This is a genomic window from Mesorhizobium sp. CNPSo 4671 (assembly GCF_057784245.1).
On the sequence record NZ_JBWLUW010000005.1, the window covers coordinates 70731 to 90869 of the forward strand.

Consider the following 20139-nt stretch of genomic DNA (forward strand, 5'->3'; position numbering starts at 1 on the left):
CCCGGCGCGGAAAGGAGACGTGGCTGATGGTGCTGGACGTAAAGCCCGAGCAAATCACCAGGGATCATTTCGATGTTGTCGCGATCGGCTCCGGTTTCGGTTCGGCGTTCTTCCTGCATGAGTTAGCCAAGCGGCGTAAGGCGCGCATCCTGGTCCTGGAATGGGGCCGGCACAACACGCATGAATGGCAGCTCGACCAGAACGCCAACACCGACATCGACGACGAAACGACCTACAAGACCGACAATGCCGACAAGCCGTGGAATTACACGATCGGGCTGGGTGGCGGAACCAACTGCTGGTTCGCGCAGACGCCACGCTTCCACCCCAACGACTTCAGGCTGAAAAGCACCTACGGCATCGGCAATGACTGGCCGATCAGTTATGACGATGTCGAACCTTTCTACTGCGACGCCGAAGAGATCATGTCGATCTCCGGCGACCCCGACATGGCGGCGATGCTGCCGCGCTCGAAGCCGTTTCCGCAACCGCCGCATCGCATGTCGACGCCAGACAAGATGATGAAGGCGGCCCAGCCCGACCAGCATTTCGTCATGCCGACCGCGCGGGCCCGCGTGCCGACCGCGCAGCGCAGCTCGTGCTGTGCCAATCTGCGTTGCTGGCTGTGTCCGGCCGACGCCAAATTCACCGTCAACAACGGCTTGATGCATGTCTTCGAGCATCCCGACGTTTCGGTCTGCCTCGGTGCGGAAGTGCGCAGGCTCGACCATGTCGGCGGCACGGTCCGTTCGGTCACCTTCGTCCATGGCGGCAAGGAATATCAGGTCAGCGGCGATCTCTTCATCCTCGGCGCCAATGCCATCCAGAGCGCCGCGATCATGCTGCGATCCGGCCTGGGAGACGAATTCGTCGGGCGCGGCCTGCACGAATCCTATGGCTGGAATTTCGAGGTCTATCTCGACGGCGTCGACAATTTCGACGGCAGCACCATCACCACCGGCCTGAATTTCGGTCTCTATGACGGTCCGCACCGGTCCGAGCACGCGGCGGCGCTGGTCTATTTCGAAAACCGCTGGCAGCACGGGATGCGCGCCGAGAAGGGGCGGTTGCGCCAGACTCTGCCGCTGGTTGTGGTTACCGAAAACCTGCTCGATCACGAGAATTTCGTCACTCTCGACGAGGACGACAATGCCTTTGTCTCCTTCAAGGCACCGTCGGACTACGCGGTCAAGGGCATGGCCCGGGCGCTGGATAAATTGCCGGGGCTGCTTGCCCCGCTGCCGATCGAACGGCTCTTCGACCGCGGCATCCGGCCAACGGAATCGCATGTCCAGGGCACGCTCAGGATGGGCACCGGCCCGGCCGATTCGGTGATCGACAGCAACATGATCCATCACCGCTTGAGAAACCTGGTTGTCGTCGGCACCAGCACCTATCCGAGCTGCTCCTGCGCCAACCCAAGCCTGACCGCGGCTGCTTTGTCGCTTCGGGCGGCGAGCCGGATCGCGTGAGAGGAGCGGGCCGATGATCGAAGTCACACGGCGCTCGGCACTGGCCATCCTGGCAGGCGGCGTTGCCTCGACGGGCGTTGCCTATGCGGCCGTCTCCTCGTTTTCGGACGAGGATCTGGTCCGCGTCACGCTGGAAAAATATCTCGGCGGGCTGAACATGCGCATCGAGCATCTGCAGCAATTCGTGCTGGAGTTCCGCAACCGGAATCCGTGGGTCTTTCCAAGCGAAAAATTGAGTGATGCCGTCACGCTGGTGGAGGAGCTCAAATTGGGCGCGGCGCGTCGCCTCCTGCCCCGGCAGAAGCGCGAAGATCTCTTACAGTTCGACCGCTGGGTCATCGCAGAGTTTCATATGCTGACGGACTACGCCTGGCGCAGTTCACCCGACGATCCGATCCGGTTCACCGGATGGCACTCCTGCACCAACCCGTTCGCGACGCTTGACCCGCCACAGAGCGCGTGAGCAGCAAGTGGCCCCCGATCAGACGAGCCAGAACATCAGAATGTGACAAGGAGCCGGTTCATGAAAGTCCTCTTTGCCAGCGGCAACGGCTACCCGCCAGAGTTCGGCGGCGGCGTCCAGTCCAGCACGCATCATCTGGTGCAGCAGCTGATCGAACACGGGCATGAAGCGTCGGTGCTCGCCGCTTTGTTCGGCGACGGCATGTTCGGCCTCAAGGCGCGCGCCAAGATGAAGCTCTTGCGGCAGCCCGCGGTCGTCGACAGCTTTCCCGGCTACCCAGTGATCAGGACATGGTTTCCTTGGGAAGCAGCACGCTTTGCCGTCAAGAAACAGAAGCCCGATGTGACCGTGGTCCAGTGCCACAAATCGGTTCCGCTGGGCAAGGCACTGCAAGCCGAGGGTGTGCCGCTGGTCGTCTATCTCAGAAATGTCGAGTTCCATGAACTGGGCGGCGACCTGCGCGAATTGCGCTCCGCGCTCTACATCGCCAATTCCGAGTTTACCGCGCGCGCCTACAGCAAGGAATTTGGCATCGAGGCGACGGTGATCCCGCCAACCATCAATCCGATGCAATACAGCACGCCGACCACGGGCCAGTTCGTCACCTTGATCAACCCCTATGAGGAAAAGGGTTTTGAGCTGGCGGTGCGCATTGCCGGCGCCTGCCCGGAAATCCCGTTCCTGTTCGTCGAAAGCTGGAAGCTGGAGGACGACCATCGTGCGCGCATCGAAGAGACGATCAGGCCACTCGGCAATGTCACGCTGGAGAGCCGCACCAACGACATGAAGACGATCTATGGCCGCACCAGGATCCTGCTTGCGCCCTCGAAATGGGAGGAGGCCTGGGGCCGTGTGGCGTCAGAGGCCCATTGCAGCGGCATTCCGGTCGTCGGCTCGCGGCGCGGCGGCTTGCCCGAAGCGATCGGGCCCGGCGGCGCGGTGCTCGATTATGACGCTCCGCTCATCGACTGGGTCGCGGCCGTCAGGCAGCTGTGGAACGACAAAAAGGAATACGAGCGGGTTTCAAGCCTCGCGCGCGGCTTTGCGGGCCGCCCGGAGCTCGATCCCGATCGCCAGTTCGTCACCTTCTTCTCGATACTGGACAGGGCGGTGCAGCAACGCGCGCGCCAGGCAGCCTGATATTTCGGACAAGTCGGGGCGCCTGCAGGACCGGGCGCGAGTTCGATCTTGGAGGCGGCATCAGCTGGCTTCAACGCTCGGTGGTGCGCTGAGTTTTTGACGGCTCACTTTGGTTTCTTGATCCGGTATCGTCCCTGCGACACGGCAGTCCTGTTTGTGACCTTGTTCTGAAGTACGCCCTTCAGCACCTGAACGATGTCGTCTCGGACGACAGGGAAAATCCGGTAGTACTGATGCTGCTCCGGATCCTTCGCGAAGGTCGTCACGTCGGAACAGTCGATGGCAGTCACTTTGTCGCTGATGGTCGCCATATTGTCCGGGCCATCATTGCCCAGCCTTGGCCCGTTGAATTTTGTCCCGGCGCTCAATGTGTTGAGGACCCAGTCTTTTGAGGAATGGTAGACGGAGACGGACTGGCCAATCCGTGGCAGGAACTTCAACTTTGCCGGGTCATCGAAGGCGTCGGCGTCCTCGTCGGCGGCGGCCAGCACGATCTTGTCGAAGGTCCGCCTCAGAACCGCAGGGTTGGGGTTGTTCTGGCCAAGCGGCACCATTGCCGAGACCGACTCTCCGGTCTGCTTCGCCACCACCGGGTCGGGCAGTCTGAGAAGGGCCTGAAGCGCGTTCCTGAGCACATAGTTTCCCATGCTGTGGCAGAGCAGGTGGATGCTCTGCTGGCAGCGCAACTCCTCCGGCAAGGAGTCGACATAATCGTGCAACCGTCGGATCGTTCGGGCGACGGATGGACCCGATGCGGAAGCAGTCCCTCGATCATGTGTGGAGTCGTTGTAAGGCAGGGGAACCCCAAGCGGCGAAGCGATCGAGGGCCAGGTGAACACGAACATATTGGCGTTGAGGCCATAGAAGGCCGAGATCCAACCACCGCGTTCGATAGCATCGAAAAAGCTGTTGCTGAACCCGTGAATGAAGGCGATGGTCGGCCGTTTCGAAGCCACCATGTCATTCCTCAGCGCGTCGAATATCGTGTTGCTTCCCAACTGGGGCGTGTCGCCTTTGGCGAAGATCAGCTGTTCATCAGCGACCTCAAGAGAGCCGGGAACGAACACGTTGGTTCGCGCCTGGAGATCGACGTCGACGTCGGCACTGCCGTAGCGAACGTTAAGCCCGCCCACAGGTCCGAGTTCGGAGCCGAAGTCGACGATACGACTGCCGCCCGGCTCGGTAAACGGCTGCCGATTTGTAGCGAAATAGACCTTGATCCTCATGGCTGCCCCCCAAGCTCCACTGCGTCCGTGCAAAGGTCAAACTGGATCTTATGCGTCATAACCCGCGCTTGGAGGAACGAATTCGCTACGCCGGCGTCAGGATTTTCTGGCATTGCTTCCCCCATTTCCGCAAGGCCATGTGAAACATCAGCACATCCAAAGAATTTACTCAAGACTTAGAGAAGTGAGGACCATGAAATGGTGTTCACGTCTTCGTCACAGGCCGCATGGAATCGATTCAAAGCGGGTTACTAGTGCCCCGCCAGATAAAGCGCTTGGTGCGAAGGCTGGAAGCCACGCGCTGATACTTCGACTCTTGGGTTGATCCCCCGGGCATTGACCGGCAGCGCGCGTGTGCGATTGGCATCGTAGCCCGAACAATTGCGTCGAGTCTCGGCCGGAGCATCGCGTCAGGGCAAATAGCGTTCGGGATCAGGCCGGGCGCTTGACCCGGCTTTTCAGCGTCTCGTAGCCACGCGCGCCCAGCAGGGCGCGGGCCAAGGCCTTGGCGGCGCCCTTGCGGCCTTCCTGCGAGTTGACCTGCCGCAGCCTGGCCGGCAGGTTGCGCGCCGCCTGGCCGAGCGCCGGCAGCGACAGCGTGTCGGGAAAGCTGACTATGTGCGTTTCGACGCACAGCACCGGCTTGCCCGACAACTCCGTGATCTTCAGCGCCTGCGCGTGCTCGCTTTCGATGAACAGGATGGCGTTGGATTTCCGGTAGAAATCGGCCTTGAAACTGCCATGCGCGCCAAGCCGCTGGCGCTCCGCCTTGCTTGGCAGGTCGAGCATGATCAGTTGGTCGTACAGGATACCATTCCTGGCCAGCCAGGCCTCGGTCAGCGCGCGGTATTTCTCCAGCCGGCTGGTGACCAGCCAGCCGATCCTGTGGGTCGGGGCATGAAGCGGCCGCGCTTCGCTGAGGAATTTCTCATAGGCCGGACCGTCGTCGTTTTCCGCTTCGGTCGGGTCGAGGCACAACACGCCGTCGATATCGACGCAGCATTGCGCCAGGAATTTGTGATGCATGAAATTCCACTGGAACATGCGCGGATGCCGCACCACCTCGAAGACGAGGTCGGTTTCCGGGTGCTTCGGCTCCAGGCCGAACACCGCGGCATAGATGAAATCGCCCTCGATGCCGGCAGCCTCGATACGGGCGCGGGCATCGCGCATGGCGTTGCCGCCGGCGATGCTGTCGTCGATCACCAGCACCTTGCGCATGTCCGCGACCTTGCGGTCGAGTGCGGCGCGGCGCTTGGTGATGCCTGACGTGTAGACCCGGCCTTCCAGGAAGGAGTCCAGGTCGGTCATCGGAATGTTCGCCGCAAGGCTGACAAGCGTCCCCGCCAGCACGCCGCTTCTGGGGACACCGACCACCAGGTCGATGTCGCGCGGCAGCCGGTGAAGGTTGCTGACGATCGTGTCGTTCATGTCGGAGATCGATCGGTAGTGCATGGATCAGACCTGATGCTCGTGTGGATATTGGGTAGCCGGCAAAGGCGCCGAAATTATTGCGCCTCGCGCGGCGTTGCCGCCGGCTGTCTGGCCGGCAGCATCTTCAGGGCCTCGCGCAAGGCCTCACGGCCGGATGCGAAGGCCAGCGCGATGACGATGGTGATGAGGTAGGCAAGAATGGCGCCGCTGGCCAAGGCGATGACATGCTGCTGCGGCAGCATCGGCTTGATCAGCCAGATCGCCGCCAGCGCCAGATGGGCGCCGAGCACGAACGGCGTTGCCGCACGCAGCACATGGCTCGCCTGCAGCGGCCCGCTTTTGCCGACATAGAGCCACAGGAACGGCGTGCGCAGATATTCGCTGACGGCGTAGGCGATCGCCACGCCGAGCGCGCCATAGGGCAGGCCGATCGCGAAGGCGAGCACCGATGTCACGGCGGTGATGATGCCCCAGCGCATGAAGTCGCCGGAGCGGCCCTGGCTGACGAAAAGCCAGCCCGCCGGGTTGTTGAGCGGCTGCAGCAACCCGGCAAAGCCGAGCGCCAGGAAGATCGCCGCACTTGCGCGCCACTGCTCGCCGAGCACGAAGGGGATCAGCACGTCCGACATGGCGGTGGCGAAGGCGACACCGGGCAACGCCACCAAAAGGATCAGCGGCATCACGCGCAGGTAGGCGCTGCGGTAGCGGTCCGGCTCGTCCTTCAGCCTGGACAGCGCCGGGACCATGACCTTCGACAGCGGATTGGTGATCTGGCTGAGCGGGAACAGAAGCAGCTTGTAGGCACGGTCATAAAGGCCGAGTTGCTGCTCGCCCCAGTATTTGCCGATCAGCACATTGTCGAGGTTGCGGGCGAAGAAATTGGCGAAGTTGAAACCGGTGATGCCGGCGCCGAAATTGATCAGCTCGCCGATGCCAGAGACCTTGCGCGGCAGGCCGGGCCGCCAGCGCGAGCTTGCCCAGTAGCACAGCGTCGGCAGCACCGCACCGGTCAGCGTGCCCGCAAACAGCGCCCAGTAAGAGCGGTCGATGAAAGTCCAGGCTATCGATACGGCCAGCCCGGCGATGGCGCTGGCGACATCGATGACCGCCAGGCGGCCGAACTGCATGCGCCGCGTCAAAAGCGCCAGATGTTGGGCGCCAAGCCCGTAGGCCATGATCTGCAGCCCGAAGGCAGCCACCAGCCCGGCCACGCGCGGCTCGCCGTAGAAGGCGGCGACCAGTGGTGCCGCACCCGCGAGCACGCAGGCCAGGATGGCACTGACGGCGACATTGATCCAGAAGAGGTAGTTCACCTCCTCGTGCCTTATGCCGGATTTCTGGATCGTCGCCTGGGTCAGGCCGAAATCCTGGAACAGCGCGATGAAGGCCAGCACCGGCGCACACATCGCCACCACGCCGAAATCCTGTGGCGACAACAGCCGCGACAGCACGATGACGGATATGATCTGTGTCGCGACCCGCACCGATTGCGACATGGCGGTCACCACCGCGCCGCGCCCGACCGATTTGCGCAGCGAGCCTTCCGGCGGATCGAATGGGTTGGCTTCCAAATTCAGGATTCCTGATTTTTGCGCGGATTTCCGACACCCTGAAAATCCACGCCCGCCGCCAGCCCCAAACTACGGCAATAATTTTGCAGTGCAACAGAAAATGTCCATCGCCGCGCCAAAAATGTTGCGATGCAGCAAGAGCTGTACTAGCATCCTTTTGGGTGGGGTCAAACAGCGGTCGAGTTTTCATGCTGCATGTCTTGTACCTGGTGCACGATGTCTCCGATCCGGCGGTTCGCCGACGGATCACAATGCTCAGGACAGGCGGTGCCCGGGTCACTCTGGCGGGCTTTCGCCGCACCGCGACCCCGATTGCCGATATTGAAGGATTGCAGCCGATCGACCTTGGCGCGACGCGTGATGGCCGATTCGCCCAGCGCCTGGCGGCGGTGGCGAAAGCGACGGTTTCGATAGGCTCGAAGCTGAGGGGCACGCCGCGGCCCGATCTCATCATCGCGCGCAATCTGGAAATGCTGGCGCTGGCCCGTCGCGCCAGGTCGGCTTTCGGTGCCACGGTGCCGATCGTCTATGAATGCCTCGACATCCACCGCCTGGTGCTTCGCGACGATGTTTTGGGCAAGGCACTGCGCGCCACCGAGCGCCATCTGGCGCGCGACGTGAAGCTGCTGGTGACCAGTTCGCCCGCCTTCATCGCCAATTATTTCAAACCCTTCCGCCAGGTCGCCGCCCCCGTCGAGCTGGTCGAGAACAAATATTTCGAGGCAGCGGCGATCTTGCCCGGCGAGCGTGAGGCGGTGGCAGCGCCTGTCGCCCCGCCATGGCGGATCGGCTGGTTCGGAGCGCTGCGCTGCCGGCGCTCGCTCAAGCTGCTGGCCGATTTCACCCACCGCATGGACGGACGTTTCGAAGTGGTGCTGCGCGGTCGTCCGGCGCTCTCCGAATTCCCGGATTTCCATGCCTTCGTCGATGCCGAGCCCTATCTGTCCTTTCGCGGACCCTACCGCAACCCGGAGGACATGGCGGCGATCTACCAGGACGTCCATTTCTCCTGGGCGATCGATTTCTTCGAAGAGGGGCAGAATTCGGAATGGCTGCTGCCCAACCGCCTCTATGAAGGCTGCCGCTTCGGCGCGGTGCCGATCTCGATGGGCCATACGGAAACCGGACGCTTCCTCAGCCGGCAGGACATCGGCATCCTGTTGCCCAAGGCGACGCCCGACGCGCTCGAAACAGCACTCGGCAAGATGGAGGAGCACCGCTTCGGCAGGCTCAAGGCGCGCGTGCTTGCACACAATCCGAGGACGTGGAGCTACGATCGCAGCGACTGCAGGGCACTGGTCGAAAAACTGCGCCGCCTGACCACCGTGCGCGAGCCCCTCGCGGCCGAGGCCCTGGCATAGGATGAACATCGCCCAATGACGCAAGCGCTTCCCTCCAGCCTGATCGTGATCCCCTGCCTGAACGAGGCAGCCCATATCGGCGCGCTGCTCGGCCAGCTCTGCCCGGCGGCGGCAAGGCTTGGCGCCCGGATCGTCGTTGCCGATGGCGGCAGCACCGACGGCACGCTGGCCATTGTCGAGCAGATCGCCGCCAAGGACCCGCGCGTCATCCTGATGCACAACAAGCGGCGCATCCAGAGCGCGGCGATCAATCTCGCCGTCGGCACCTATGGTGAAGGCGCGCAGTATCTCATTCGCATCGACGCGCATGGCGGCTATCCCGACGATTACTGTGACCGGCTGCTCGAGGAAGCACTGGCCACATCGGCCGATTCGGTCGTGGTTTCGATGCTGACCAGCGGCAGCGGCGCCGTGCAGAAATCGGTTGCGGCGGCGCAGAATTCGAAACTCGGCACCGGTGGCTCCAAGCATCGTCACCTCTCCGCCGGAGAATGGGTCGACCACGGCCATCACGCGCTGATGCGGATATCGGCCTTTGGCGCAGTCGGTGGCTACGACGAAACCTTCAGCCACAATGAGGATGCCGAGCTCGACTACCGGCTGCGGCAGGCGGGCTACAAGATCTGGATGAGCGGCAAGACGCAGATGGTCTATTACCCGCGCGCCTCGCTCAAGGGTCTGTATTTCCAGTATCTCGGCTATGGCCGCGGCCGCGCCAAGAATGTGCTGAAGCACCGCGTCATCCCGAAAGTCCGGCAGATGGTGCCGTTGGCGGTCTTCCCGGTGGTTCTTCTCGCGGCCTTCTCCTTCGTGCACTGGATCGCGGCGGTGCCGCTGCTGATCTGGGCTTCGGTGTGCCTGGGCTACGGCCTGGTGACGGCCATTCGCCAGCGCAATGCCGATATCGCGCTGGCCGGCGTCTCGGCCATGGTGATGCATTTCGGCTGGTCCGTCGGCTTCTGGCTGCAGCTTCTCGGCTTCGGCGCGCGACGCGGGGTGGCGTGATGGCGGTTCAGGTCAAGAACCGCAGCATCGACATCGGCGTGTGCACGTTCCGCCGGCCGGAACTGGCCGACACGCTGCGCTCGCTCGCCGCCATGGAGATGCCTGAAGGCTTTGATATCAGCGTCATCGTCGCCGACAATGACGACACGCCAAGCGCCCAGGCGTTGGTGACGGCGCTGTCGCAGGAATTGGCGCTGCCGGTCCGCTATCGGCATGCCCCGGCGCGCAACATCTCGGTCGCCCGCAACGCTTGCCTCGATGCCAGCGCGGCGGATTTCCTCGCCTTCATCGACGACGACGAGACTGCTTCCACCCGCTGGCTGGCCGAACTGGTGGCGACGGCCGGGGACAGTGGGGCAACGGCCGTGCTCGGCCCGGTGCGGGCGCTTTATCGCCCGGATGCACCGGACTGGATGCGGCGCGGCGATTTCCACTCGACCTTGCCGGTCTGGGTGCGCGGCGAGATCCGCACCGGCTACACCTGCAACGTCCTGCTGCGCATGGGTTCGGACAGCCTGCGCGGCCGTCGCTTCAGCCTGGCGCGCGGCCAGACCGGCGGCGAGGATACCGAGTTCTTCGATCAGATGGTCAAGGCCGGCGGGCGCATCGCCTTTGCGCAAGAGGCCTGGGTGGACGAGGTGGTGCCGCGCTCGAGGGCCGCGTTCGACTGGCTCGGCCGCCGTCGTTTTCGCGTCGGTCAGACGCATGGCCACCTCCTGGGCAGCAATGCGCGTGGCATCGGGCTGATCAAGCATGTCGGCCTGGCCTCCGCAAAGGCAGTCTTTTGTTTCGCCGCGGCACTTCCCGTCGTCGCCAGCCCGGTGCGCAGGAACCGCAGCGTGCTGCGCGGCATCATGCATGTCGGCGTCGTCAGCGGCCTTGTCGGCGTCCGCGAAATCCGCCTCTACGGCCAATCCTCACCTGGGGAAGGAGGCAAGCGTGCAGCCTGACGTCTCCTTCGTCCCCGATGTTTCCGTTGTGATTGCGGCCTACAATGCCGAGGCGACGCTCGACAGGGCGATCGCCAGCGCCATCGCGCAGAAGGGCGTCAGCGTCGAGATCATCGTCGTCGACGATCAGTCGCGTGATGCCACGCTCGATGTTGCGCGGGCCTACCCGCAGGACATCGTGCGCGTCGTCGCCCTGGCCACGAATCGCGGTCCCGGCGGCGCCCGAAATGCCGGGCTCGACGTCGCCCGCGGCAGGTGGATCGCGGTTCTCGATTCCGATGATGCCGTCTTCCCCGGTCGTCTCGCCGCCATGATCAGCCGCGCCGAAAAGGCGAGCGCCCAGATCGCCGTCGACAATCTCCAGGTCATCCGCGAGGACGGTGTGGTCGAGGATGCGATGTTCCCACGTCGGTATCTGGAAGGCCTGCGCGAGATTTCGCTGGCCACCTACATCGCCGGCAACATCGTCTTCGAATCGAAATTCAACCTCGGTTACCTCAAGCCGATCTTCCAGCGCCGGTTCCTGGACGAGAACCGGCTCCGCTATGACGAGAAGCTGAGGATCGGCGAGGACTACATCCTGTTTGCCGAGGCGCTCGCCAAGGGCGGCAGATGCGTGGTCGAACCTGAGACCGGCTACGCCTATCATATCCGCAGCGGCTCCATCTCGCGTGTGCTCGAGCTTCACCATGTCGAAGCCATGCGCAAGGCGGATGCCGCATTCGCTCAGACCCATCGGATGGACGAGGCAGCCCAGGCGGCTTTCGCCCGGCGCGGCCGCAGCCTGCGCAAGGCGGCCTCCTTCCTGGCGATGGTTCAGCACATCAAGGCGCGGTCCCCGCTCAAGGCGATCCGGACGGCGCTCAGCGACCCAGCGGCGGTCAGGCATATGGGGATGCCGATCGCCGTGCGGTTGCGACGAGTAGCGGCACAGTTTGCCGTGGGGGCGGGGAGGTGAAGATGCAGGCACATGGAGGGATTTTTCGTGGCCTGTGAAGGAACTGCAGTCGATCTCCTCAGAAGGAATTTGCGATGAAGAAAATCAGGAAGGCCGTGATACCGGTGGCGGGGCTTGGAACACGGTTCCTGCCGGCGACCAAGTCGATGCCGAAGGAAATGCTTCCCGTCGTCGACAGGCCTGTCGTGCAATATGCGGTGGACGAGGCCTTCGAAGCCGGCATCGAGCACATTGTGTTCGTGACCGGCCGCAACAAGGCGGTCATCGAGGACTATTTCGACCTGCATCCGGAATTGATCGGAACCCTGGAGCAGACCGGCAAGAAGACCCAGCTGGAGGCGCTCGAAAGCATGCTGCCGGTGGCCGGCGCCACCTCTTTCATCCGCCAGCAGTCGCCGCAGGGCCTCGGCCACGCCGTCTGGTGCGCCCGCGAGGTCATCGGCGATGAGCCCTTCGCCCTGCTTTTGCCTGATATGGTCTCCTTCGGCGGGCGCGGCTGTCTGGCCGAAACCGTCGACCTTTATGAGCGCACCGGCGGCAACGTCATCGCCGTGGAGCGTTGCGATCCGAGCGAGACCAACAAATACGGCATTGTCGGCCGCGGCGCCGATGTCGGCGGTGGTTTCGAGGTCTCGGCCATGGTTGAAAAGCCGGCACCGGCCAACGCGCCGTCGAACTTCTACATCAACGGCCGCTACATCCTGCAGCCCGAGATCTTCGCGCTACTGGGCAACCAGCAACGCGGCGCCGGCAACGAGATCCAGTTGACGGACGCCATGGTCCGCCTGTCGAAGGACCAGCCATTCTTCGCCCAGCCTTTCCTGGGTCGCATGTTCGATTGCGGGTCCAAGGAAGGCTTCATCCAGGCCAACATCGCCTTCGCGCTGTCGCGCAACGACATGAAGGGCCCGGTTTTCGAGATGCTTCAGGAGTTCGTCCGGTCGCATGAACGCCAGGAAGAAGCCGCATAATGCCCATCTTTCGGGAGTATTGCCGGATGGCTGGCGGCGAGGGGCCGACAGGCCCCCGCCGTCTGGCATGAAGCTTGCGTTGCTTCTTGGCAATGCTCCCGATCGTTGCGGCGCCTGCAAGCCCAAGCATGATCCCGGAAAGTGGCTCCCGGTTTCCGGAAAGATAATGCTTAAGAACTGAGACAGGTCATGATCCCGGAAGTTTCGGAAAAGATCATGCCCAAACAAAGAGATAGAGCCTCAACCCGATGATCGGGAACGCAACAGGCTCTGGGATTGGACCGACGATGAATTATGCCAATTTTCCTCTCGACAAGAGGATGCCATTGCCGAATTCGGACGCAGCAAACGGCGAAGACTTCATCGATATCGAGCGGCTGCTCGGCATGGCTGCGCGGCAGGCCAAGGTGGTTGCCGTGTGCGCTGCCATCGGTCTTTTCCTGGGCATGCTTTATTTGCAGACAACGCCGCCCAAATATGTGTCGGTCTCGAGCGTGCTGATCGACGAGGGCCTGAACAAGATCGTCGACGATATTTCGGCGGCGTCGACGACCATGCAGACCGATTCCGCCATTCTGAGCCAGATCGAGATCCTGACCTCGACGCGGCTTGCCGCGGTGGTCGTCGACAAGCTCAAACTCGACCAGAACGATGCATTCATGAATCCGCCGCAGTCCGCCCTTGCCCAGGGCGTCGGCTTGATCCGCGGCCTGATCCAGTATGTCCACCCCAGCGCGCCGATGCCGGGCATGGGTGACATCAGCAAGCTTGACCCCGCCACCCGCGATGCGCTGATTGCCACGTCGCGCCGCGACTACGCGATCCTCAAACTGCAGAACGAGATCCAGGCGGATCGTGTCGGACGAAGCTACGTCATCGCGCTTGGCTATCAGGCGACGGATCCGGGACTGGCGAAAGCCATCACCAAAGCCTATGCCGACGCCTATCTTGCCGACCAGCTCGATGCCAGCTTCGACGCCACCGAGCGCGCGGCGGTCTGGCTGCAGGGCCGGCTGACGGAACTGCGCGAAAGTTCGCAGCAGGCATCGCTGGCGGTCGAGAAATTCAGGGCCGAACACGGCCTGTCCGCCAACAGCGATGGCCAGCTGATGAGCGACAAGCAGCTTGCCGACCTCAACGCCCAGCTCATCGTGGCGCAGGCCGACACGGCCCGCGCCAGCGCCCGCTACCAGCAATACAAGCAGATCGTAGACAGCGGCTCCGACAACGCCTTCAAGGACGCCGCCATCTCTGCCGATCAGCCGAGCAGTGCACTCATCTCGACGCTCAAGACCCGTTACCTCACGGTCGCCAAGCGACAGCAGGACGTCGAGGCGAATTTCGGTGCCAATCATCCCCAGGCCGTGGCGCTCGCCAAGGAAAAGGCCGACATATCGGCGCAGATTTTCGGCGAGCTGAAGCAGCTCACCCAAAGCTATCGCAACGAGTATGAGGTCGCGCAAGCGCGCGAGACCGCGCTCAGGGCCAATGTTGCCGCCGCACAGGGCAAGAGCTCCATCGACAACCAGTCGCAGGTCCAGTTGCGCGACCTCGACCAGAAGGCGACGGCGCTCACCACGCTCTATCAGACCTTCCTCGGTCGTTACGAGGAAGCCGCGCAGCAACAATCCTTCCCGGTCGGCAAGATCCGCATTATCTCGGATGCCTCGACGCCACTCTCCGCTTCGAGCCCGCGCACCATCATCGTGCTTGGACTGTCGCTCGTGCTCGGCGTGCTGATGGGCGCCGGCTTCGGCGGCCTCAACGAATTCAACGAGCGGTTCTTCCGGACTGGCGAGGAGGTGCGTGACCGCGTCGGCCTCAAATTCCTCGGCTACTTGCCGACTGTCGGCAGCAGATCCGCCAAGGAGGACAAGCAGGCCGAGGCGCAGCCGGATGCCAAGACAGCGAGGTCGCCAGCGGCCGTTGAAAGGCGCGCGCGCATGCGGGTGAGCATCGATGCTCCGGCGTCTATGTTCGCCGAAACGCTGCGCAGCGCCAAGATCGCCTTCGATGTCGTGATGGAAGGGCAAGGCAGCCGCGTCGTCGGCGTCATCTCGGTGCTTCCCGGCGAAGGCAAGTCGACGGTCGCGGCCAATCTCGCAGGGCTGCTGGCCGCCAATGGCGCCAGGACGCTGCTCATCGACGGCGATTTGCGCAATCCGGGCCTCAGCCGCAGCCTCGGCATGGAGGCCGAGCAGGGCCTGATGGAGGCCGTGGTCAACGGCCAGACCTGGCAATCCGTCGGCAAGATCGACCGGCAGACCAAGCTCGCCATTATCCCCGCCGTGCTGCGCGGCAACTTCTCGCACACCAGTGAGCTCTTGTCCTCGGCCGGAATGCGGCGTTTCATCGAGAATGCCAAGGAGACCTTCGAATACATCGTTGTCGATCTGCCGCCGCTCGGGCCGGTGGTCGACGCCAAGGCCTTCGCGCCGTTGGTCGACGGCTTCGTGCTGGTCACCGAATGGGGCCGCACGCCGCGCGCCATGGTGCGCTCGATGCTGGAATCCGAACCCTACGTCGCCAACAAGATCGTCGGCGCGGTGCTGAACAAGGTCGACCTGAAGAAGCTCGCCAGATACGGATCGTTCGGCGCGTCGGAGAAATTCTTCGACAAATATTCGACCTACTATCTCGACAAGTCGGAAGTGCGCACCAAGGCAGCGGTCTAGGCAGCGGCTACCTGGATTTCCGCCTTGACGGAATGGGCGGTGAAGCACTGTTCATGCGCCAAGGTTGGAATCCCGGCGACCTGCCGCGCGTCAGTCGCGCGATAGGGCCAGTCCCGCCAGAAGCGGCGCGTACGCGGCGAGCCTGCGGGATACGAACTCGGTGAAGAGCCGCACGCGCTTTGTCTTGCGTGTCTCACCCTGTGTGAGAAGCCAAACCGTTCCGTACATATGCAGTTCGGTACCCGGCACCCTCACCAGCAGGGGGTCGGCATCGCCGATGAAGCACGGCAGTGTCGTCATCCCGAGCCCTTGCCGTACAGCAACGATCTGCGCCTCGCCGTCCGTGGTCCTGAATGGAACCGCCGTGGTGCGAACCTCACCCTCGCTGGCCCATTGCGGAATTCCATGACTGCTTATGACGATCCAGCGGATAGGATCAGGCGCGCCCGCGCGCCACGCGGCCAGTCGATCCCGGGACATGTAGACGCCGCCGAACAGCTCCGCTCCCTTCAGGCCGTGAAGATTGAGCGGCAGGGTTTTGCGGTCGTAGACGACGCGGACCGCGACGTCGGCGTCTCGGTTGGTCAGATTTGCCAGCTCGCCGGACGACAAGATTTCCATCTCGATGTCCGGATGCAGACGCGCGAAGTCGGCGAAGTCCGGCATGAGCAGGTGTGTCGCGAGCGTCGGAGCCAGCGTCACCCGCAGAAGCCCGCGCACACTCTGGTCGCGACCGAAGACGCGTGTCTCCAGCTGGTGCGACGACGCTTCCATCCGCTCCGCGAGCTCGAGGACCTCCTCGCCCGCAGCCGTCAGGCGGTAGCCCGAAGGCAGCTTTTCGAACATCTGCGCCCCAAGGCGGTCCTCGAGCTGGGCGATGCGTCGCAGCACGGTCGCGTGGTTGACGCCGAGGCGCTTGGCGGCGGCCCGCACCGAGCCTCCGCGTGCGACGGCAAGAAAGTAGCGAACGTCATCCCAGTCGATCATGGTGCAATCCCGCACCGCGCGGTGCGCCTTCCAAAGCCCTGACTATCGTACAACAGTACAGGGCGGCCATCATAACACTTGTCGACGAGCGGGGCCCAATTCCGAACGGCGGAACCTGATCGTCGCGGCTGCCGTTAATAGCCGTACCGGATCGATTTCGCACCACCGATGTGCGCGCTTCCTCACTCAATGCCTGACCTCGGCAGACCCATCTTCAGGTCTCGGGACTTTCCCGAATGACCAAGGCGGAAGCCTGGAAGGATGCACGTCATGACCAGATTGAATGGAAAGACCGCCGTCATCACCGGCGGCGCTACCGGCATCGGCCGCGCCGCAGCAAAGCGCTTCATCGAGGAGGGCGCCTTCGTCTTCATCTTCGGCCGCCGGCAGGAAGCGCTCGACGCCGCTGTGGCGGACCTGGGGCCCAATGCCCGCGCGGTGAAAGGCTCGGTCTCGGATGAGGTCGACCTCGACCGGCTCTACGCGGCTGTGAAGGCCGAGCGCGGAAGCCTCGACATCGTCTTCGCCAATGCCGGGGCCGGAGGCCCGCTTCCGCTCGGCCAGATCACCGCCGAGCACATTGACGAAACCTTCGATACCAATGTGAAGGGTACGATTTTCACGGTCCAGAAGGCGTTGCCGCTGATGGGCCCGGGCGCTTCGATCATCCTGACCGGGTCGAGCGCCGGCACGACGGGCGCCCCGGGATTCACTGCCTACAGCGCGAGCAAGGCGGCAGTGCGCAATCTCGCGCGGACCTGGGCGGAGGACCTGAAGGGCACCGGCATCCGGGTCAACGTGTTGTCGCCCGGGGCGACGGCGACCGAACTCGCCAAGGAAGCGCTGGGCGAGGAGGGCCAGAAGGCCTACGGCGCGATGACTCCGCTCCAGCGCATGGCCGATCCCGCGGAGATCGCGGCGGTGGCTGCCTTTCTCGCGTCGTCGGACAGCAGCTTCATGACCGCCAGCGAGGTCGCCGTCGACGGCGGCCTGGCACAACTCTGACCCCAGCGCGGGCCACGCTTCTCAAACTTTACGAAAACCAAAACACACGACCAAAGGCGAAAGATTATGAAAAAACTCGAAGGTAAGGTTGCCGTCATCACAGGCGGAAGCAGCGGGATTGGCTTGGCGACGGCCAAGCGTTTTGTGGAAGAAGGTGCGCAGGTCGTGATCGTTGGACGACGCGAGAAAACCTTACAAGAGGCCGCGACCCTTATCGGGAGAAACGTGACAACAGTCGTGGGCGACGTCTCGCGCTTGGAAGATCTGGACCGGCTCTACGCCACCGTCAAAGAGAAACATGGTCACATCGACATTCTCTTCGCAAACGCGGGCGCAGGGACAGTCGCGCCGCTCGCGGCAGCTACTGAGGCCCATTTTGACCAGACCTTCGATGTGAACGTGAAGGGGTTGTTCTTTACGGTGCAGAAGGCCCTTCCCCTCTTCAAAGACGGTGGATCGATCATTCTGAACTCTTCGGTCTCGAATGTGATGGGGCTGCCAGCGTTCAGCGCCTACGCAGCAAGTAAGGCAGCTGTTCGCAGCTTCTCGCGGTCTTGGACACTGGAACTGAAGGACCGCAATATTCGCGTCAATACGATGAGCCCTGGCGCGATCGAGACTCCCGCCTTAGCGACAACGACCGGCCTTAACGCTGAGCAAGCCGAGCAGGCGGTCGCCCAGTTTGCTGCACAGATCCCAATGGGTCGCAGGGGCAAGCCAGAGGAAATCGCGGCTGCCCTCACGTTCCTCGCCTCGGATGAAAGCTCCTACATCACCGGTATAGATCTCGCGGTCGATGGTGGTTGGGCACAGGTCTGAGCCCCGGCGCGGTCCCGTGGCTGGCCCTTCAGCCCCGCCAGTAGTGATCCCGCTTCTCAAACTTTAGTTCCAACACAAGATAGGAGAAACATTGTGAGCTACGCAATTATCGGCTTCGGCAATATCGGCAAGGCCCTGGCCAAGGCGTTTGCCCGCAAGGGCATCGACGTGTCCGTTGCAACCACGCGCGACCCGGAAAGCTTTGCAGCCGATGCGGCCGCGATCGGACCCACGATCATTCCCAAGAAGCTGGCGGACGCGGTCAAGGCGGACATCATCTTTTTGGCTGTCCGTTTCGAGTCGCACCCGTATGTCGCGAAGGCGTTCGCCACCTGGCAGGGGAAGACCATCGTCGACGTGACCAATGCCTACGGCGTGCCTCCTGAAAAATTGGGGGGACAGCCTTCTTCCAAGTTCGTTGCACAGGCATTTTCGGGCGCAAAACTGGTCAAGGGCTTCAACCATCTGGTCGCTGCCGTCCTTGATCAGGATCCGGCCCTACATGGTGGCAGAAGAGTCGTATTTCTGGCGAGCGACGATGACGCTGCCGCAGCGGAGATTGCTGCGCTCGCCGAAAAGCTCGGTTTCTCGCCGATCAAACTTGGCGGGCTGTCGGAAGGTGGGCTGCTGGTCCAGGCGCGTGGAAATAGCTGGGGTCAGTTGATCTTTAAGGACCTGGTCAAGTTCGACGGATGAGCACGACGTGCCAGCAGGCAGGCCCACGATACACGGATCGGGTCGAGCAAGATCCGACCCAGGCGAAATGGAGAAATTCCCATGAGTATCGAGAAGAACATCCAGACCGTGAAGGACTTCTTCGCCGCGATCGGCAGCGGCGACAAGGAGGCTCTGCTGGCGCTGGTCGCCGAAGACATCGAGTGGATCATCCCCGGCAAAGACTGGCCGCTGGCCGGAACGCGCCACGGACACGCGGGGCTAACGGATTTGCTTGAGACGGCATCCAAGACGATAGAAACGTCCACCGAACCCCGGGAGTTCGTCGCGCAAGGAGACCGTGTCCTGGTCGTCGGCTTCGCCAGGGGGAAGATCAAAGCCACGAACAAGACGTTCGAGGACGACTGGATCTTCGCCATCACCGTCCGGGACGGCAGACTGACCACCATCCGGGAATACGTCGACACGCAAGCGCTGGCCCGGGCCTCGCGGATGAACGCGTCCGGAACTGCGTAGCGCTTGCCCTCTGCAGCCATCGGCCCGTGGATTGCCCCTTGCACGCCGCGCGCTCGTCTAATGCCCAACCGTAAAGGAGATTCCGATGTACGACCAATCCAAGCTATCCGAGTTGATCCGGTTCGCACGTGTAGATGCGGGCTCCACAGTCATTGACGTCTACCCAGGCGACGGCGATTGGACGCGCCTGTTCTCCGACGTCGTGGGCCCCGGAGGTCGGGTCTACAGCTTCGTGCCGGCCGAAGTCGCCGACTTCAAGAACGATCCGGTTGGCCGCATGCGGACGCTCGCGAAGGAGCCGGGCCGAGAGAATGTCGAAGCCGTCTCGGCGGATCTCGTCACGATGCCGGAGGTCACGCAGCCAGCGGATGTCCTGTGGCTGCACCTGTTCTACCACGACCTCCACACCGCGCTGATTCAGAAGAAGGGTGCGACGGCGGCCGACTTCAATCGAGCCGTCTACAAGCGGCTGAAGCCCGGTGGGTCCTACGTCATCGTCGACCACGCCGCCACCGCTGGGTCGGGCACGAGCGACACCCAGACGCTGCATCGGATCGATCCAGCCTCTGTTCGCAAGGAGGTGGAGGCGGCCGGCTTCGTACTGGACGCGGAAAGCACAATGCTCGCGAACAAGGACGATCCGCACGCGATCAAGGTCTTCGATCCCTCGATCAAAGGCGAGACCGATCGCTTCGCCTATCGGTTCGTGAAGCCCTGACACGTCCCGGCGCTGAATTCATGTTGACCTCCATGATGGCAGCGTCATTGGAGTTTTCCGCGAAGAGCTGGAGGTCGGCTGCCAGACAGCAGCCGTGGCGGCGCCATCGCCTGATCAGGTTTTGCAAAGCCTGGACGTCGACGTCCCAGACCTGATGCCGGCATGAACGAACACGAATTTCCTCAACCGGCCG

At 63.0% G+C, this 20139-nt stretch carries 18 protein-coding genes; 14 read left to right on the forward strand and 4 right to left on the reverse strand.

The window, feature by feature from the left end:
- The first annotated feature begins 26 nt into the window (after positions 1–26).
- From AC04SF_RS16295 to AC04SF_RS16305, 3 genes are read left to right on the forward strand one after another with little or no spacing between them, the layout of a single operon-like run.
- The gene (locus AC04SF_RS16295) at positions 27–1472 is read left to right on the forward strand and encodes a GMC oxidoreductase (protein ID WP_488478679.1); all 1446 of its coding nucleotides are present in this window, start codon (positions 27–29) and stop codon (positions 1470–1472) included.
- 13 nt (positions 1473–1485) lie between these two features.
- On the forward strand, positions 1486–1935 hold the full coding sequence (locus tag AC04SF_RS16300; protein WP_488478680.1) for a hypothetical protein: 450 nt from the start codon (positions 1486–1488) through the stop codon (positions 1933–1935).
- A 60-nt stretch (positions 1936–1995) separates the two neighbouring features.
- Complete coding sequence (locus AC04SF_RS16305; protein ID WP_096453018.1) at positions 1996–3075, forward strand: glycosyltransferase; 1080 nt, start codon at positions 1996–1998, stop codon at positions 3073–3075.
- A 104-nt stretch (positions 3076–3179) separates the two neighbouring features.
- Here the strand turns inward: AC04SF_RS16305 and AC04SF_RS16310 are convergent, their stop codons facing one another.
- The 3 genes from AC04SF_RS16310 to AC04SF_RS16320 all read right to left on the reverse strand — a co-directional run bounded on the left by AC04SF_RS16310 (position 3180) and on the right by AC04SF_RS16320 (position 7306).
- The gene (locus tag AC04SF_RS16310) at positions 3180–4301 is read right to left on the reverse strand and encodes an alpha/beta hydrolase (RefSeq protein WP_488478681.1); all 1122 of its coding nucleotides are present in this window, start codon (positions 4299–4301) and stop codon (positions 3180–3182) included.
- A 432-nt stretch (positions 4302–4733) separates the two neighbouring features.
- Positions 4734–5756, reverse strand: a complete 1023-nt coding sequence (locus AC04SF_RS16315; protein WP_488478682.1) for a phosphoribosyltransferase — start codon at positions 5754–5756, stop codon at positions 4734–4736.
- Positions 5757–5809: 53 nt separating this feature from the next.
- A complete protein-coding gene (locus tag AC04SF_RS16320) occupies positions 5810–7306 on the reverse strand; it encodes a lipopolysaccharide biosynthesis protein (protein ID WP_202351792.1) in 1497 nt (498 codons plus the stop codon).
- Between the two features lie 188 nt (positions 7307–7494).
- Between AC04SF_RS16320 and AC04SF_RS16325 the strand changes: the two genes are divergently transcribed.
- The 6 genes from AC04SF_RS16325 to AC04SF_RS16350 all read left to right on the forward strand — a co-directional run bounded on the left by AC04SF_RS16325 (position 7495) and on the right by AC04SF_RS16350 (position 15226).
- The gene (locus AC04SF_RS16325; protein WP_488478683.1) at positions 7495–8667 is read left to right on the forward strand and encodes a glycosyl transferase family 1; all 1173 of its coding nucleotides are present in this window, start codon (positions 7495–7497) and stop codon (positions 8665–8667) included.
- A gap of 15 nt (positions 8668–8682) precedes the next feature.
- Positions 8683–9672: a glycosyltransferase family 2 protein gene (locus tag AC04SF_RS16330; RefSeq protein ID WP_488478684.1), complete on the forward strand. Its 990-nt coding sequence runs from the start codon at positions 8683–8685 to the stop codon at positions 9670–9672.
- Positions 9672–10622 carry a glycosyltransferase family 2 protein gene (locus tag AC04SF_RS16335; protein ID WP_488478685.1) on the forward strand — a complete coding sequence of 317 codons (951 nt, stop codon included), beginning with the start codon at positions 9672–9674 and terminating at the stop codon, positions 10620–10622. Before AC04SF_RS16330 ends, AC04SF_RS16335 begins: the two co-directional genes overlap by 1 nt.
- Complete coding sequence (locus AC04SF_RS16340) at positions 10612–11580, forward strand: glycosyltransferase family 2 protein (protein WP_488478686.1); 969 nt, start codon at positions 10612–10614, stop codon at positions 11578–11580. Before AC04SF_RS16335 ends, AC04SF_RS16340 begins: the two co-directional genes overlap by 11 nt.
- Before the next feature lie 74 nt (positions 11581–11654).
- Positions 11655–12551, forward strand: coding sequence for a UTP--glucose-1-phosphate uridylyltransferase (locus tag AC04SF_RS16345; RefSeq protein ID WP_488478687.1), 897 nt, complete (start codon positions 11655–11657; stop codon positions 12549–12551).
- A 287-nt stretch (positions 12552–12838) separates the two neighbouring features.
- On the forward strand, positions 12839–15226 hold the full coding sequence (locus tag AC04SF_RS16350; protein WP_488478688.1) for a polysaccharide biosynthesis tyrosine autokinase: 2388 nt from the start codon (positions 12839–12841) through the stop codon (positions 15224–15226).
- Between the two features lie 90 nt (positions 15227–15316).
- Here AC04SF_RS16350 and AC04SF_RS16355 read toward each other — a convergent pair whose 3' ends face one another.
- Positions 15317–16213 carry a LysR family transcriptional regulator gene (locus AC04SF_RS16355; RefSeq protein WP_488478689.1) on the reverse strand — a complete coding sequence of 299 codons (897 nt, stop codon included), beginning with the start codon at positions 16211–16213 and terminating at the stop codon, positions 15317–15319.
- Positions 16214–16483: 270 nt separating this feature from the next.
- On the opposite strand from AC04SF_RS16355, the gene AC04SF_RS16360 reads away from it, so the two are divergent.
- From AC04SF_RS16360 to AC04SF_RS16380, 5 genes are all read left to right on the forward strand, one after another.
- Positions 16484–17218, forward strand: coding sequence for an SDR family NAD(P)-dependent oxidoreductase (locus AC04SF_RS16360; RefSeq protein WP_096453041.1), 735 nt, complete (start codon positions 16484–16486; stop codon positions 17216–17218).
- A 66-nt stretch (positions 17219–17284) separates the two neighbouring features.
- Entirely contained in the window at positions 17285–18037 is a 753-nt protein-coding gene (locus tag AC04SF_RS16365) for an SDR family NAD(P)-dependent oxidoreductase (protein WP_096453043.1), read from the forward strand.
- Positions 18038–18130: 93 nt separating this feature from the next.
- On the forward strand, positions 18131–18733 hold the full coding sequence (locus tag AC04SF_RS16370; protein ID WP_488478690.1) for an NADPH-dependent F420 reductase: 603 nt from the start codon (positions 18131–18133) through the stop codon (positions 18731–18733).
- Between the two features lie 81 nt (positions 18734–18814).
- Complete coding sequence (locus tag AC04SF_RS16375) at positions 18815–19228, forward strand: nuclear transport factor 2 family protein (protein WP_488478691.1); 414 nt, start codon at positions 18815–18817, stop codon at positions 19226–19228.
- A gap of 85 nt (positions 19229–19313) precedes the next feature.
- Complete coding sequence (locus AC04SF_RS16380; protein WP_488478692.1) at positions 19314–19946, forward strand: class I SAM-dependent methyltransferase; 633 nt, start codon at positions 19314–19316, stop codon at positions 19944–19946.
- Positions 19947–20139: the final 193 nt, after the last annotated feature.